Genomic DNA, 14,570 nt, shown 5'->3' on the forward strand with positions numbered 1-14,570 from the left:
CATCCGCCATCGCCCCATGACCCTCACTCGTCGCCTGATCCTCGCCGCCGGCCTCGCGCTGCCGTTCATCGCCGTCCTGGCCCAGGCGCAGCCACCGTCGCAGGCGTATCCGACCAAGCCGGTGCGCATCGTCGTGCCGTTCCCGGCCGGCGGGCCGGTCGACCAGACCGCGCGCGTGCTGGCCGCGAAGATGACGGGGCTGCTCGGCCAGCCGGTGGTCATCGACAACAAGGGCGGCGCCGGCGGCGTGCTGGGTGCCGACGCGGTCGCCAAGGCGCCGGCCGACGGCCACACGCTGCTGTTCTCCTCGACCGGCGCGCTGGCCATCGTGCCGCACCTGACGCCGAACCTGCCCTACAAGCCGCAGACCGACCTGCGCGCGGTGACGCAGGCGCTGCGCGTGCCGACGGTGCTGGTGGTGTCGGCCGGCTCGCCCTACCAGACCTACGCCGACCTGGCCAGGGCGGCCCGCGCCGCGCCCGACAAGCTGGCCTACGCCTCGGCCGGCAGCGGCACGACCACGCACCTCGAGGTCGAGATGCTCAAGCGCGCGGACAGGCTCGGGCTCACCCACGTGCCCTACCGTGGCGCGGCCCCGGCCCTGACCGACCTGATCGGCGGCCAGGTCGCGTTGATGATGGCCGACGTGCCCGTGGTGCTGCCCTTCATCCAGTCGGGCAAGCTGCGCGCGCTGGCGGTCACCAACGCCACCCGCATCCCGGTGCTCGGCGCGGTGCCGACGCTGGCCGAGCTGGGCGTGCCCGGGATGGAGGTCTACAACTGGTACGGCATGCTCGCGCCGGCCAGGACGCCCGAGGCCGTCGTCGAGCGGCTGCACCGCACCGTGGCCGAGGCATTGGCCGCGCCGGAGCTGGCCAAGGGCTTCGCCGAGCAGGGCGTCGCGGTCGTCGCCAGCACGCCGGCCGAATTCGGCCGCTTCATCGCCGCCGAGTCGGAGCGCTGGGGCACGCTGGCCAAGGCGGTCGGCGCTAGGCTCGAATGAGAAGACCCGCCCGCGACCTCCGCATCCGCATCCACGACGAACGAACCCTTCCGAGACCCGACCCATGGACGACCTCACCCAGCTGCGCTACGAACTCGACGGCCACGTCGCCACGCTCACGCTCGACGCCCCGCCCGTCAACGCGCTCACCCGCGTGCTCAACGACGAGCTCACGCTCGCGCTCGACCGCATCTCCGAGATGGACGAGGTCCGCGTGGTGGTGCTCACCGGCGCGGGCAAGGTGTTCTGCGCCGGCGCCGATCTGAAGGGCCGCGCGGCCGTCATCAAGGGTCCGGGCGACCTGCCGGCGCATTCGCGGCGCACCCGCGAGTGCTTCCACGCCATCCGCGAATGCGCCAAGCCGGTGATCTGCGCCATCAACGGCGCGGCCCTGGGGTCGGGCCTGGCGATGGCGGCGTCGAGCGACATCCTGATCGCCTCGGAGCGCGCCTCGCTCGGGCTGCCTGAGGTCGACGTCGGCCTCCTGGGCGGCTGCCGCCACGCGATGCGCCTGTTCAGCCATTCGCGCCTGCGCCGCATGATGCTCACGGGCCTGCGCGTGCCCGGCGCCGAGCTCCACCGTCTGGGCATCGTCGAGGCCTGCACCGCGCCGGAGGACCTGATGCCCACCGCCCTGGAGATGGCCGCCGTCATCGCCTCGAAGAGCCCGGTGTCCACGCGCATGGGCAAGCACACGCTCAACGTGATCGAGGACATGAGCCTGCGCGACGGCTACCGCTACGAGCAGGACATGACCGCGCAGATCGCCAGGACCGACGACGCGAAGGAAGCGCAGCGCGCCTTCGCCGAGAAGCGCGCGCCGGTGTTCACCGGCCGCTGATCGAAGTCGCGTCGCCTGGGCGACGGGCGCGCCGGGACCCGTCGCCCGGGTGACGCGGCCCGCCGCCGGGCCGGCGTTGTAATCGTCCGCGGCTCGCGACCCATACAGCGGCGCGGCCCCGACGACAAAGGACACAGCCATGTTTGCCGAGACATCTCCCAAGACCACCGATCTGCTGCAGCGCCTGCGCGCCTTCTTCGACCAGCACATCCACCCCAACGAGGCGCGCTACAACGAGGAGATGGACGCGTTCCGCCGCCAGGGCAACCCGTGGCAGGTCTCGCCCCTGATCGAGGAGCTCAAGCCGCTGGCGCGCGAGGCCGGCCTGTGGAACATGTTCCTGCCGCACGCGTACGCGGGCGTGCCGGGCATCTCCAACCTCGACTACGCGCCGCTGTGCGAGGTGATGGGGCGCGTGTCGTGGTCGGGCGAGGTCTTCAACTGCTCGGCGCCCGACACCGGCAACATGGAGACCATCGAGCGCTACGGCACCGACGCGCAGAAGAAGCAGTGGCTCGACCCGCTGCTCGCCGGCGAGATCCGCTCGGCCTTCCTCATGACCGAGCCGGCCGTGGCCTCCTCGGACGCCACCAACATCCAATGCACCATCGCGCGCGAGGGCGACGAGTACGTCATCAACGGACGCAAGTGGTATTCGTCGGGCGCCGGCAGCCCGCGCTGCAAGATCTTCATCGTCATGGGCAAGACCGACGTGAACGCGCCGCGCCACGCGCAGCAGTCGATGGTGCTGGTGCCGCGCGACACCCCCGGCGTGACGGTGGTGCGGCACCTGGGCGTGTTCGGCTACGACGACGCGCCGCACGGCCACATGGAGGTGCTGCTGGAGAACGTGCGCGTGCCGGCGTCCAACATCCTGCTGGGCGAGGGGCGCGGCTTCGAGATCGCGCAGGGCCGCCTCGGCCCGGGCCGCATCCACCACTGCATGCGCTCCATCGGCGCGGCCGAGCGCGCGCTGGAGATGATGTGCGAGCGCCTGCGCCAGCGCGTCGCCTTCGGCCGGCCGCTGTCGGAGCAGTCGATCTGGCACGAGCGCATCGCCGAGTCGCGCTGCCTGATCGACCAGGCGCGCCTGCTCACGCTCAACGCCGCCCACCGGATGGACACCGTGGGCAACAAGGAAGCGCGCGCCGAGATCGCCATGATCAAGGTGGTCGCGCCCAACATGTCGTGCAAGGTGGTCGACTGGGCCATCCAGGCGCACGGCGCGGCCGGCGTCAGCCAGGACTTCTGGCTGGCCGAGGCCTACGCGCACCAGCGCACCGTGCGCATCGTCGACGGCCCGGACGAGGTGCACCGCAACGCCATCGCCAAGATCGAACTGGCCAAGGGCTTGCGCGTTTCCTCATAGCAGCTATGCCCGGCGCCCGGATGCCGGGGCCGGGTGCTTCGCCGAGACTCCTCGGAAAACGGCGCGGGCCCCGGTCCGCCCGCCGCCACCGCCAGGAGACACCATGAGATTCGACGCCATCCCCGAGGCGCGCCAGCCCGCCGCCATCGACCCCGCCTACGGCTCCACGCTGCGGCGCGGACCCCGCCACGCCCCCATCGCGGTGACGTGCGAGGCGGCCACCGGCGCCGGCGTGCGCTTCGCCGGATCGGCCGTGCCGCCGGGCGCCTGCGACCTCACCGACCGCGGCCAGGGCGAGCCGCTGGGCCAGCGCATCGTCGTCACGGGCCGCATCCTCGACGAGGACGGCCGGCCGGTGCGGCGCTCGCTGGTCGAGATCTGGCAATGCAACGCCGCCGGGCGCTACACCCACGCCAACGACCAGCACTGCGCGCCGCTGGACCCCAACTTCTCCGGCGAGGGCCGCACGCTCACCGACGACGACGGCCGCTACCGCTTCATCACCATCCGCCCCGGCGCCTACCCGTGGAACAACCACGCCAACGCCTGGCGGCCGGCGCATATCCATTTCTCGCTCTTCGGCAACGTGCACGCGCAGCGCCTGGTCACGCAGATGTACTTCCCGGACGACCCGCTGATCCCCTACGACGCCATCATCAACACCATCCCCGACGAGGCCGCGCGCCGCTCGCTGGTCTCGCGCTTCAGCATGGAGGAGACCATCTCCGACGAGGCGCTGGGCTTCGTCCACGACATCGTGCTGCGCGGGCGCGGCGCGACGCCCTTCGGCCTGTGAACGCGAGGACGACCGCCATGACGACGACCTCCGACACCACCGTCCCCCCGCACGACGGACACGCGCGGCCGACCGCCGAGGTCGTGCCCACGACCGCCACGCCCGGTCATACCATCGGCCCGTTCTTCCACGACGCCTTCGCCTGGGCCGACACGCCCGCGCCCACGTCCGGCGAGGCCGCCGGACACGTCCTCGACAGCGTCACCGGTACCGGCGCGCTGTGGATCGAGGGCGGCGTGGAGGACGGCGGCGGCGCGGCCCTGCCGGCCTGGCTGGTCGAGGCCTGGGTGCCGCAGGCCGTCGAGGCCGAGACGGCCGCCGGCCTGCCCGCGCCCGGTTTCCGGCGCCTGCCCAACGGCCCCGGCGGGCGCTTCGGCTTCCACGTGCCGCCACCCGCGCCGGGCCAGCCGGCCGCCTTCGTCACGCTGTTCGGCCTGGGCCTCACGCGCCACCACTGCACGGCGGTGTTCGTGCGCGAGGGCGAGGGCGCCGAGGTGGCCGGCGAGCTGCTCGACGCCGTGCCGCCCGAGCGCCGCCACACGCTGATCGCCACGCCGCTGGGCGGCGGCCGCCATGCCTGGACCCTGCGCACCCAAGGGCCGGACGAGACCGTCTTCTTCGACTACAGATAGGCACACCCCCAGTCTTCGCGCACTGCGTGTCGCTTCGCCAACCCCCTTCCAGGGGGCGACACCGGCGGCCCGGCGAAGCCGGTTCCGCGGTGTCCCCGGCAGGGCCCGCGCAGGGCGGTGACCCTCCAACAAGATCTCTGGCCGGACGCCGGAAAGGATGCAAGACCATGGCCCACGAGACGCTGTTCGTCGCGTACGGAACGGGCGAGGAGGCCGTCCGCATCGAGGTGATCGCCCAGGGCCGGGGGCCGGCGATCGTCGTGCTGCCCTCGCTCGGGCGCGACGGCTACGAGGACTACGACGCCACCGCCGCGCACCTGGCGGCCGACGGCTGGCGCGTGCTGCGGCCGCAGCCGCGCGGCGTCGGCGGCTCCACCGGGCCGATGCACGACGTGCTGCTGCCGGCGCTGGCGCGCGACGTCGCCGAGGTGGTCGTGCGGCTCGACGCCGCGCCGGCCGTCCTCGTCGGTCATGCCTACGGCAACTACGTGGCGCGCATGACCGCCGTCGCGCATCCGGAGGTCGTGCGCGGCGTGGTGCTGGCGGCGGCCGCCGCGCGCGACGTGCCGCTGGCCGTGCGCGCCGCGCCGGGCATCGCGGGCGACGCGACGCGGTCCGACGCCGAGCGCCTGGCCGCCCTGCGGCTGGCCTTCTTCGCCCCCGGCCACGACGCCACGGCGTGGCTGCACGGCTGGTATCCGGCGACCCAGGCGCTGCAGGCGGCCAGCAGCCGGGGCGCGGTGACGCCCGACGTCTGGTGGCACGCCGGCGACGCGCCGCTGCTCGAACTCATCCCCGCCGACGACCCCTTCAAGCCGGCCGACCAGTGGACGCAGCTGCGCGACGAGTTCGGCGCGGCGCGCGTCACCACCCGGGTCGTCGACGCCGCCTCGCACGCGCTGTTCCCGGAACAGCCCGCCGCCGTGGCGCGGGCCATCGGCGACTGGGCGAGGGCGCTGCCGCCGGTGGTGGGGCGCTGAGGCGGACGCCCGCCTCGACCTCCGCATCCCGCGCGCGGTCGCTATGCGCCCGGCGCATCCCAGCCTTGCGCCCGCGCCCGTAGCCCGCGCGGCATGCGGAATCCAGAATCGCCTTCCCTACCAGGAGAGCCCCGCATGACCCCGTCCCAAGGCCCGCTGTCGCACGTCAAGGTGCTGGACCTCAGCCGCATCCTCGCCGCCCCGTGGGCCAGCCAGATCCTGGCCGACCTGGGCGCGGAGGTCGTCAAGGTCGAGCGCCCCGGCGCCGGCGACGACACCCGCACCTGGGGCCCGCCCTTCCTGAAGGACGCCGAGGGCCGCGACACGAAGGAGGCCGGCTACTACCTGGCGGTCAACCGCGGCAAGCGCTCGATCACCGTGAACCTCGACTCGGCCGAGGGCCAGGAGATCGTCAAGGCATTGGCGATGCGCGCGGACATCGTGCTGGAGAACTACAAGGCCGGCACGCTGGCGCGCTACGGGCTGGACGAGGCCTCGCTGCGCAAGCTCAACCCGCGCCTCATCTACTGCTCGGTCACCGGCTTCGGCCAGACCGGCCCGCGCCGCGACCAGCCGGCCTACGACTTCCTGATCCAGGCCATGGGCGGGCTCATGAGCGTCACCGGCGAGCGCGACGGCCGGCCCGGCGGCGGTCCGCAGAAGGTCGGCGTGCCCATCGTCGACCTGATGACGGGCATGTACACGGCCGTGTCGGTGCTCGCCGCGCTGGCGCGCCGCAACGAGAGCGGCGTGGGCGACGCCATCGACATCGCCATGCTCGACGTGCAGGTCGCCACGCTGTCGAACCAGGCCATGAACTACCTGGTCTCGGGCAAGGTGCCCCGGCGCAACGGCAACGCGCATCCCAACATCCAGCCGCAGGACGTCTACGCCTGCGCCGACGGCGACGTGATCCTGGTGGTGGGCAACGACGGCCAGTTCGCCAAGCTTTGCGGCGTGCTCGGCCACGTCGAGTGGCGCACCGACGAGCGCTACGCCACCAACGCCCAGCGCGTGCGGAACATCGCCGAACTCTCGGCCCTGCTGCGCGAGGCCTTCGCCGGCTGGGCGCGCGAGGAGCTCATCGCCGCGCTCGACGCCGCCGGCGTGCCCTGCGGGCCGATCAACGACGTGGCGGAGGTCTTCGAGGAGCCGCAGGTGAAGGCGCGCGGCCTGCTGCGCCACGTCCCGCACCCGGCCGGCGTCGACGCGCCGCAGGTCGGCAGCCCGATGCGCTTCTCCGAGGCGCCCTTGCGCGTGCCGGCGGCGCCGCCATTGCTGGGCCAGCACAGCGAGGACATCCTGGGCGAGCTGGGCTACGACGCGGCGCGCATCGCGTCGCTGCGCGCGGCGGGGGCGATCTGATGACGGCGCCGACGACGATGACGCTGCACTGGTCGCCCAAGTCGCCCTACGTGCGCAAGGTGATGGTCTGCGCGCACGAGCTGGGGATCGTGGAGCGGCTGGCGCTGGTGCGCTCCGTCGCGGCGATGCTCAAGCCCAACCCGGCCATCATGGCCGACAACCCGCTGTCCAAGATCCCGACGCTGGTGCGCGCGGACGGGCCGCCGCTGTTCGATTCGGCGGTGATCTGCGAGTACCTCGACGCGCAGGCGGGCGGGTCGCTGTTCCCGGCCGGTGGCGAGGCGCGCTGGGACGCGCTGCGCCGCCACGCGCTGGGCGATGGCCTGCTCGACGCCCTGATCCTCTGGCGCAACGAGCGCGAGCGCGCGCAGCCCCTGCCGGCGCTGATCGACGCCTTCGAGCTCAAGACGCACGCCGTGCTCGCGCTGTTGGAGCGGGAGGCGGCCGCGCCCGGCGCCGCGTCGATCGACATCGGCGACGTCGCCGTCGGCTGCGCGTTGGGCTACCTCGACTACCGTTTCGGCGCGCTGGACTGGCGCGCGGCGTCGCCGCGCCTGGCCGCGTGGTTCGAGGTCCTGCGCGCGCGGCCTTCCTTCCAGGCCACCGAAGCGGCCGAGGGGTGAGGGGCCCGACGGCGCCTCAGCCGTAGAGCACCGCCGGGTTGGCGCGCAGGATGCGGTCGGCGACGACCGCGTCGCCGCACCAGTCCTCGAACGTCGCCAGCAGCGCCGCGGCGTCCGGCACGGGCGTCACGCGCAGGTGCGGCCAGTCGCTGCCCCAGACCAGGCGCTCGGGGTTGGCCTCGATCATCTTCCGCTGGAACGGCCGGCCGGCCTCTTGATCGGGGCGGCCGAGCAGGTTGCGGTAGGCGCACAGCTTGACCCAGACCCGGCCGGTTCCCAGCAGGTCGAGCAGCGCGCGGAAGCCCGGGTCGTCCACGCCGGCGTCGACGTCGAAGCCGCCCATGTGGTCGATCACGACCGGCACCGGCAGCGCGCGGAGCTCGGCGGCGATGGCGGGCAGGGCGCGGCAGTCGGTCCACAGCTCGGCATGCACGCCGGCGTCGGCCAGCGACGGCGCCAGCGCGCGCAGGTCGTCGAGCGACGCGCTGCCGGCGAAGTTGGCGCCGGCGCCGCTGCGGTGGCTGAAGCGCGCACCGCGCACGCCGCGCGCGCGCAGGTCGCGGAAATCCGGCGCGTCGGCGCCGGCCTGCGCGACCACCACGCCGCGCAGGTCCGCGTTGGCGGCCAGCGCGTGCAGCAGCAGCCCGTGGTCGCGGCCGTAGGCGCTCGGATGCACCAGCACGCCGTGGCCCAGGCCCAGGCGCGCGAGCAGGGCCTCGTAGTCCGCGAGCGGCGCCTCGGGCGGCGTGTAGGCGCGGTCGGCCGCGAGCGGGAAGCGCTCGTAGGGGCCGAACAGGTGGGCGTGGCAGTCCCAGCCGGCGGCGTTCGCCGAGGGCGTCGTGGCGGCGGCGGCGCTCATGGCGCGGCCTCGTGCTGGGGCAGCGGGAAGGCCGGCGCGACGCCCTCGGGCAGCGGGATCTCGTGGCAGTTCAATGTCATCGCGACCATCGTGTAGTAGCCGATCAATGCCGTCAGCTCGACGAGCGTGCGCTCGCCGAAGTGTTCCAGCGCCGTGGCATAGGTGGCGTCGGAGACCGAGCGGTCGCGGTTGAGCTCGACGGCGTAGCGGTGGAGCGCCAGTTCCTCGGGCGTGAGGCCCGGTGGCACGGCCTGCGCCAGCAGGGCCTCGATGACCGGCGCCTCGATGCCGGCGCGCTCGGCCTCGGCGCGGTGCGCGTACCACTCGAAGGGCGAGCGGCAGGCGCGGCCGGTGACCAGGATCGCCAGCTCCGACAGGCGCGGCGTCAGCGAGGTGCCGTAGCGCAGCAGCGCGCCGAGCGCCTGCCAGCGGTCGGCCAGTTCGGGGTTGTGCAGCGCGGCGCGCAGCGGCCCCTGGATGCGCCCGCGCGGGCCGGAGACGATGCGGTCGTGGACGGCACGCTGGGCGTCGTCCATGGTGTCGGTGGGGAACAGCGTGATGCGCGGCATGCGGGGGTGTCTCCGGTCGGGGGGGCGTTCGTTGCGGGCGGAGCGGAGTGCGAGCCGCCCAGGGGCGCTCGGGTCGAACCCGCTCGCCCGGCGAGCTTAGGTCCGGTGCCGGCGCCGTGCGTCGTCCGCCGGCGCAACGCTGCTATGCGCGCGCGGCCAGGGCGGCGTTCCACATGCCGGTGCGGGCACTGTCCTCGACGATGGCGACCATCTCGGCGGCGACCGCCGACACCGCCCGGCCGGGCCCCTTGGTGCGCGCCAGCGCCATCGACACGCTGCGCTGCAGCGCCGGCGCGACGATGCGGGCGGCCTGCAGCCGGCCCTCGCGCAGCTCGGTCCACACGGCGTGCAGCGGCAGCACCGTGTAGAGCCGCGCCTCGGCCACCAGCGAGCGCATCAGCGGCAGCGAGTCGGCCTCGATCGCCGGCACCAGCGTGATGCGCTCCTGCCGCGCGATGGCGTCGAGCGCCGTGCGCAGGCCGTTGGGCGCGCCCGGCAGGATGAAGGGCAACCCGTCCAGCGCGGCGAAGGGCACCTCCGGTGCGGCGGTGAGGCGGTCGCCGGCCGGGCCGATCAGGTAGCTGTCGACGGTGGCGAGCACCTGCTCGTGCTCCGGGTGCGCGGTGCCGTAGCGGTAGAGGATGGCGATGTCGACGCGCGCGTCGGCCAGCCATTCCTCGACCTGGCCGCTGGAGCCTTCGAGCACCTTGAGCTGGATGCCCGGATGGCGCTCGCGCAGCTGGCGGAACAGGCGCCCGACCATCGGGTTGGTGATCGAGGGCAGCGAGCCGATGGTCACGCGCCCGGCGGGCTCGCGCGCGTCGCCGCGGATCTCCAGCTCCAGCTGCTCGGCGCCCGCCAGCATCGACTTCACCAGCGGCAGGATGCGTTCGCCGACGTCCGACAGCGCCACGCCGCGCCCGGTGCGGTTGAACAGCCGCGCCTTGCACTCGCGCTCCAGCGCGTTGAGATGCCGGCTGAGCAGCGACTGGTTGCTGTCGAGGAACAGCGCCGCGCGCGTCAGGCTGCCGAGCTCGGCGATGGCGAGGAAGGCCCGCCACTTCTGCAGGTCGGACGTGAGTTCGAGCCGGATCTGGGTGGCTTTGCTGGCTTGCATGGCGGTGGCGTGAGGGGGAGCGGCGGGTGCGGGATTGTGGGGTCGATCGATGATGTCTGTAAAATACATGCATTCCGCTGGACGCTTTCGTCCATACGCCCGTACAGGGAATCGCCTTGATCTCTCCAGACACCCATTCCACGGTCACCAGCCGCGAATTCACGCGGGATTTCGGCGCCGCCAAACGGGCGGCCGGCGGGGGTCCCGTGATCATCACGGACCACGGCCGTCCGGCCTTTGCCCTCCTGAGCATCGAGGACTACTACCGGCTCGCCGGCGAGCAGCCGGTGAGCCTGTTGCAGGCGATGGATGCGATCGCGTGCGACGACGCCCCCGACTTCGAGGCACCTCGCCTGCAAGGCGACCCGCGCGTCGTGGATTTCGGCGAGGACATGCGCTGATGTACCTGCTCGACACGAACGTCCTGTCCGAACTCCGCGGCAACAAGCCCCGGCAGTCCGAGCGGGTCAGGAACTGGGCGGCGGGCGTGCCGTTGCCGCAGCTCTTCGTTCCGGCCGTCGTTCTCTTCGAACTGGAGCGCGGCGTGCTGGCGCTCGAACGGCGCACCCCACCGCAGGGCGCGGCCATGCGGCGTTGGCTTTCGGGGGTCCGCGACACCTTCAAGGGACGCATCCTGCCGTTCGGGGAAGACGCCGCGGTGCGATGCGCGCTCATGCATGTCCCCGACCCCGGACCGCTGGCCGACAGCATGATCGCCGCGACCGCCCTGGCGCATGGGCTGACGGTCGTCACCCGGAACATGGCGGATTTCGCTCCGTTGGGCGTCAAGGTACTGGATCCGTGGGGGGCTTAGTTCGCTTCGGCGGAAGTCCGTCCGTCATGGCACGGACAATGCCCGGATGCAACCGAGCGCCCTGATCATCACCCTGCAGATGGACGCGGCGGCGGCCGCGCACTTCACCGAATTGCGACGACGCCACTTCCCGCCGCACCGCAACTGGCTGGCGGCACACATCACGCTCTTCCACGCCCTGCCGATGCCCGCGCAGGACCGGGTCCTGCGCGACGTCGCCGACCTGGCCGGCGCGACCGACGCGTTCCGGATGCGCGTCGACCGGCTGCTCTTCCTGGGCGGGGGCGTCGCCTACGGCGTCTCGTCCGAACATGGCGCGGGCCTGCGCCGGTCCCTGGCCGGGCGCTGGGACGCGCTGCTGTCCCGGCAGGACCGGGCGTGGCACGGGCGGCTGCACGTCACGGTGCAGAACAAGGTCGAGGCGCCGAAGGCCCGGGCGCTGCACGCCGAGCTGGAGCGCGACTTCGCGCCCTGGGAGATCGGCGCAACGGGCCTGCAGGTCTGGCACTACGTGGGCGGGCCCTGGGAAAGCGTCGCGACCTTCCCGTTCGTCGGATCGCCCGCTTGAACGTGTCCGCGACCGCCCCGCCTTTCACCCTGAGCCTGCGCAGCTACGACGCCGAGGGCGAGGCGCACGTCCACGATTTCTCGCAGCTGGTGCTGCCGCTGGCCGGCCGGCTGCGGATCGACATCGGCGGGCGCGAGGGGCTGCTGCAGGAGGGCCGCGCCGCGTTCGTCGCCAGCGGCATCCGCCATGCGCAGGCGGGGCAGGGGGCCAACCGCTTCCTGGTGCTCGACCTCGCGGACGCGGCCGGCAGCGCCGACGCGGCCGATGCCCTGGACCTGGCGGGATTCGCCGAACGCCTGTCGGCCCGGCCGTTCCTGACGCTCTCGCCGGCGGCGTACCGGCTGATCGACTACATGGGCGGGATGCTGCGCGCCGGCCCGGCGCGCGCCGCGATCGCGCGGCACTGGGTGCCGCTGATGCTGGACGCCCTCGCCGATGCGCCCGCGCGGCCCGTCTCGCGCCTGACGGCCCTGCTGGCCGTGGTGGAGGCCCGCCCGGGCGAGCCGTGGACGACCGCGTCGATGGCCCGCGCGGCCTGCCTGAGCCCGAGCCGGCTGCATGCGCTGTTCCGCGCCGAACTCGACACCACCCCGGCTGCCTGGCTGTCGCAGGTGCGCCTGCGGTGCGCGCGCGACGGGCTGGCGCGCACCGACCGGCCGATCGCCGAGCTGGCCGTGGCCGCCGGCTACTCGGACCAGAACGCGCTGACCCGGGCGATGGGGCGGGCCTTCGGCGTCACGCCGGCCGCGTGGCGGCGGCAGGCGAAAGACCGGGCCTAAGTCGCAGGAGTCCGGGGAGAGACGGACGGCGGCCGATCGGCGACAGTCCGGGCATGACGCCTGGCATCGCACTTTCCCCCTCGTCGACCGATCGCAACACCTGGACGGGCATCGCCTGCGGCATGGCCGCCGGCGCGCTCTGGGGGCTGGTGTTCCTGGCGCCGGAACTCGCGCGCGGCTTCACGCCCCTGCAGCTGGCCGCCGGACGCTTCCTGGCCTACGGGCTGTTCGCCGCCGTGCTGCTGCGGCCGCGCTGGACGGCCCTGCGATCGACCCTGCGCACGCGGGACTGGCGCGCCCTGTGCTGGCTCAGCCTGCTGGGCAATTCGCTCTACTACGTGCTGCTGGCCAACGCCGTGCAGCGCGGCGGCATCGCCATGACCTCGCTGGTGATCGGCTTCCTGCCGGTGGCCGTCACGGTGATCGGCAGCCGCGACGACCACGCCGTGCCGCTGCGCCGGCTGGCGCCGTCGCTGCTGCTGGGGCTGGCCGGCGTCGGCTGCATCGGCTGGCAGGCGCTGGGCGCGGAGACGGCGCGGGGCGGCCTCGTCGGCCTGCTCAGCGCCATCGGCGCGCTGGTCTCCTGGACCTGCTACGCCGTGGGCAACAGCCGCCAGCTCGCGCGGCTGCCCCGGGTGTCGGTGCACGACTGGAATCTGGCGACCGGCGTCGTCACCGGGGCCCAGGCGCTCGTGCTGCTCGCGCTGACCTTCCTGCTGGGCGACGGCGTCGGCCACACGGCCGCCGAGTGGGGGCGCCTGGTGGCGGTGGTGACCGGCGTGGCCCTGGCCGCGTCGATCGTCGGCAACGCCTTCTGGAACCGCATGAGCCGGCTGCTGCCCCTGACCATGGTGGGCCAGATGATCCTGTTCGAGACGTTGTTCGCGCTGCTCTACGGCTTCCTGTGGGAGCGGCGCCTGCCGACGGCGTGGGAGGGCGCGGCGATGGTGCTGGTGGTGCTGAGCGTGCTGTCGTGCGTGCGGGCGCACCGGGCGACGCCGGCCGTGTGACACCGCATGGCCGACGTACGGACCCGCGCTCTCGGGCGTGTCTGGATGGTGCTCCGGCTTCACGCGGTATCGATGTCCGATACCCGGCGCAGAACCTTGGCTCGGCCCACGGGTCGACGACGTTCTCGGGACGTGGTCGCTCGACGACGCGCCGTCGTCAGGGCCTGGCCTGGCGCCCGATGGTGCGCTGGAAGAACGCGAGCACGGCCGCATTGAATGCCGCATGGAAGACCGCGCGGTCGAAGCCGGGGCGGTCGTGACAGATGGTCGGTGCCATGCTGGCCAGCGCCGGGGCGCAGGGCGCGAGAAACGCGAAATGCGTGGCGCCCTTGGCCACGTGCCAATCGGGAGGTGCAGGCAAGCTCTTTCGGACCGCCTCGACGCTCTCCGGCGTCACTCCGTCGCCGCCATGGGCCGAGGCCCAGAGCTGGACTGGCACCGTGACGTGCCTGAGGCCCTCGGCATCGAAGACGCTCAAGGTATCGACGATGACGGCGGCCCTGATGCGCGGGTCTCGCTCAGGCGCGGGAGGCCATTCGTTGCGACGGATCTCCTCGCACAACGCAAGCGTCGATCCGGCAGGGCAGAGGTCCTTGCGCAGCGTCCAGTTCGGAATGGCGCCCACGGCGGCCAGGCCCGTGTGGCCGCCTCGCGAGAAACCGAAGATGCCCACCCGGTCGGCGTCCAATCCGGCATGCTCCGGCCACGTGCCGAGCATGTGGTCGATCAGGCGCTTCATGTCGACGGGTCGTGTGGCGAACGCCGACAGATGAGCTTGACGACCGAGATCCTGGAAGTTGTCTCCGGGGTGGCTGATGGCCGCGACGACGAAGCCTGCGTCGGCCAGTCTCGCCGCCGTATCGTGATGCCCCAGGAAGGAGCCGCCCGTGCCGTGCGAGACGACGACCAGCGGCAGTCGGGTTCCTGTCGCCGCGCAGTCCCTGACGAACGCCTGGGGGCTGTCGTAACCCACGGCCAGCGCCACCTGGACGATGCTCTGTCGGCCCGCTTCCAGCAGACGTGCAGCGAGCGCCAGCCGGACACGACGCACCGTGGCGGCCACCGTCTCGCCCACGACGCTGCTGTAGACGCGATGAAAGTGGCAGGGCGAGAAATGCGCCATGGCCGCCAGGTCTTCCAGACGATGCGCTTCCAGCGGATGCGCCACGATGAAGGCGACGACGCGCGCGACGCGCTCTCGGTAGCGTTGTTCGGCGCTGCGGGTTCTCATGCCGTCGAGTGTGG

17 protein-coding genes are annotated in these 14,570 nt (G+C 73.0%); 13 read left to right on the forward strand and 4 right to left on the reverse strand.

The window, feature by feature from the left end; all coding sequences use genetic code 11:
• The first annotated feature begins 16 nt into the window (after positions 1-16).
• From ABID77_RS02050 to ABID77_RS02085, 8 genes are all read left to right on the forward strand, one after another.
• Complete coding sequence (locus ABID77_RS02050) at positions 17-1,003, forward strand: Bug family tripartite tricarboxylate transporter substrate binding protein (RefSeq protein ID WP_429590118.1); 987 nt, start codon at positions 17-19, stop codon at positions 1,001-1,003.
• A 64-nt stretch (positions 1,004-1,067) separates the two neighbouring features.
• Positions 1,068-1,844 (forward strand): enoyl-CoA hydratase/isomerase family protein, encoded by a 777-nt coding sequence (locus tag ABID77_RS02055; protein WP_429590121.1) that lies wholly within the window; start codon positions 1,068-1,070, stop codon positions 1,842-1,844.
• 139 nt (positions 1,845-1,983) lie between these two features.
• Positions 1,984-3,213 carry an acyl-CoA dehydrogenase family protein gene (locus ABID77_RS02060; RefSeq protein ID WP_429590124.1) on the forward strand — a complete coding sequence of 410 codons (1,230 nt, stop codon included), beginning with the start codon at positions 1,984-1,986 and terminating at the stop codon, positions 3,211-3,213.
• 103 nt (positions 3,214-3,316) lie between these two features.
• A complete protein-coding gene (gene pcaH, locus ABID77_RS02065; RefSeq protein WP_429590127.1) occupies positions 3,317-4,009 on the forward strand; it encodes a protocatechuate 3,4-dioxygenase subunit beta in 693 nt (230 codons plus the stop codon).
• Between the two features lie 17 nt (positions 4,010-4,026).
• On the forward strand, positions 4,027-4,641 hold the full coding sequence (locus ABID77_RS02070) for a protocatechuate 3,4-dioxygenase (protein ID WP_429590130.1): 615 nt from the start codon (positions 4,027-4,029) through the stop codon (positions 4,639-4,641).
• 167 nt (positions 4,642-4,808) lie between these two features.
• The gene (locus ABID77_RS02075; RefSeq protein WP_429590133.1) at positions 4,809-5,621 is read left to right on the forward strand and encodes an alpha/beta fold hydrolase; all 813 of its coding nucleotides are present in this window, start codon (positions 4,809-4,811) and stop codon (positions 5,619-5,621) included.
• A gap of 135 nt (positions 5,622-5,756) precedes the next feature.
• Positions 5,757-6,986 (forward strand): CaiB/BaiF CoA transferase family protein, encoded by a 1,230-nt coding sequence (locus ABID77_RS02080; protein ID WP_429590136.1) that lies wholly within the window; start codon positions 5,757-5,759, stop codon positions 6,984-6,986.
• A gap of 17 nt (positions 6,987-7,003) precedes the next feature.
• Positions 7,004-7,609 (forward strand): glutathione S-transferase family protein, encoded by a 606-nt coding sequence (locus ABID77_RS02085; RefSeq protein ID WP_429590139.1) that lies wholly within the window; start codon positions 7,004-7,006, stop codon positions 7,607-7,609.
• A 16-nt stretch (positions 7,610-7,625) separates the two neighbouring features.
• Here the strand turns inward: ABID77_RS02085 and ABID77_RS02090 are convergent, their stop codons facing one another.
• The 3 genes from ABID77_RS02090 to ABID77_RS02100 form a co-directional block, all read right to left on the reverse strand.
• Positions 7,626-8,468: an amidohydrolase family protein gene (locus ABID77_RS02090; RefSeq protein WP_429590142.1), complete on the reverse strand. Its 843-nt coding sequence runs from the start codon at positions 8,466-8,468 to the stop codon at positions 7,626-7,628.
• On the reverse strand, positions 8,465-9,037 hold the full coding sequence (locus ABID77_RS02095; RefSeq protein WP_429590145.1) for a carboxymuconolactone decarboxylase family protein: 573 nt from the start codon (positions 9,035-9,037) through the stop codon (positions 8,465-8,467). Before ABID77_RS02095 ends, ABID77_RS02090 begins: the two co-directional genes overlap by 4 nt.
• Before the next feature lie 142 nt (positions 9,038-9,179).
• Positions 9,180-10,154, reverse strand: coding sequence for a LysR substrate-binding domain-containing protein (locus ABID77_RS02100; RefSeq protein WP_429590148.1), 975 nt, complete (start codon positions 10,152-10,154; stop codon positions 9,180-9,182).
• A gap of 116 nt (positions 10,155-10,270) precedes the next feature.
• On the opposite strand from ABID77_RS02100, the gene ABID77_RS02105 reads away from it, so the two are divergent.
• The 5 genes from ABID77_RS02105 to ABID77_RS02125 are packed head-to-tail and all read left to right on the forward strand — an operon-like array spanning position 10,271 to position 13,325.
• Positions 10,271-10,555 (forward strand): type II toxin-antitoxin system prevent-host-death family antitoxin, encoded by a 285-nt coding sequence (locus tag ABID77_RS02105; protein ID WP_429590151.1) that lies wholly within the window; start codon positions 10,271-10,273, stop codon positions 10,553-10,555.
• Positions 10,555-10,968 carry a type II toxin-antitoxin system VapC family toxin gene (locus ABID77_RS02110; RefSeq protein WP_429590154.1) on the forward strand — a complete coding sequence of 138 codons (414 nt, stop codon included), beginning with the start codon at positions 10,555-10,557 and terminating at the stop codon, positions 10,966-10,968. Before ABID77_RS02105 ends, ABID77_RS02110 begins: the two co-directional genes overlap by 1 nt.
• 46 nt (positions 10,969-11,014) lie before the next feature.
• Positions 11,015-11,536: a 2'-5' RNA ligase family protein gene (locus ABID77_RS02115; protein WP_429590157.1), complete on the forward strand. Its 522-nt coding sequence runs from the start codon at positions 11,015-11,017 to the stop codon at positions 11,534-11,536.
• A 2-nt stretch (positions 11,537-11,538) separates the two neighbouring features.
• Positions 11,539-12,315, forward strand: a complete 777-nt coding sequence (locus ABID77_RS02120; RefSeq protein ID WP_429593239.1) for a helix-turn-helix domain-containing protein — start codon at positions 11,539-11,541, stop codon at positions 12,313-12,315.
• Positions 12,316-12,368: 53 nt separating this feature from the next.
• Positions 12,369-13,325, forward strand: a complete 957-nt coding sequence (locus tag ABID77_RS02125) for a DMT family transporter (protein WP_429590160.1) — start codon at positions 12,369-12,371, stop codon at positions 13,323-13,325.
• A gap of 157 nt (positions 13,326-13,482) precedes the next feature.
• Here ABID77_RS02125 and ABID77_RS02130 read toward each other — a convergent pair whose 3' ends face one another.
• Positions 13,483-14,556, reverse strand: a complete 1,074-nt coding sequence (locus ABID77_RS02130) for a helix-turn-helix domain-containing protein (RefSeq protein ID WP_429590163.1) — start codon at positions 14,554-14,556, stop codon at positions 13,483-13,485.
• Between the last annotated feature and the right edge of the window lie 14 nt (positions 14,557-14,570).

It is taken from the genome of Variovorax sp. PvP013 (assembly GCF_050435945.1).
In the GTDB taxonomy this organism is placed as follows: domain Bacteria; phylum Pseudomonadota; class Gammaproteobacteria; order Burkholderiales; family Burkholderiaceae_C; genus Variovorax.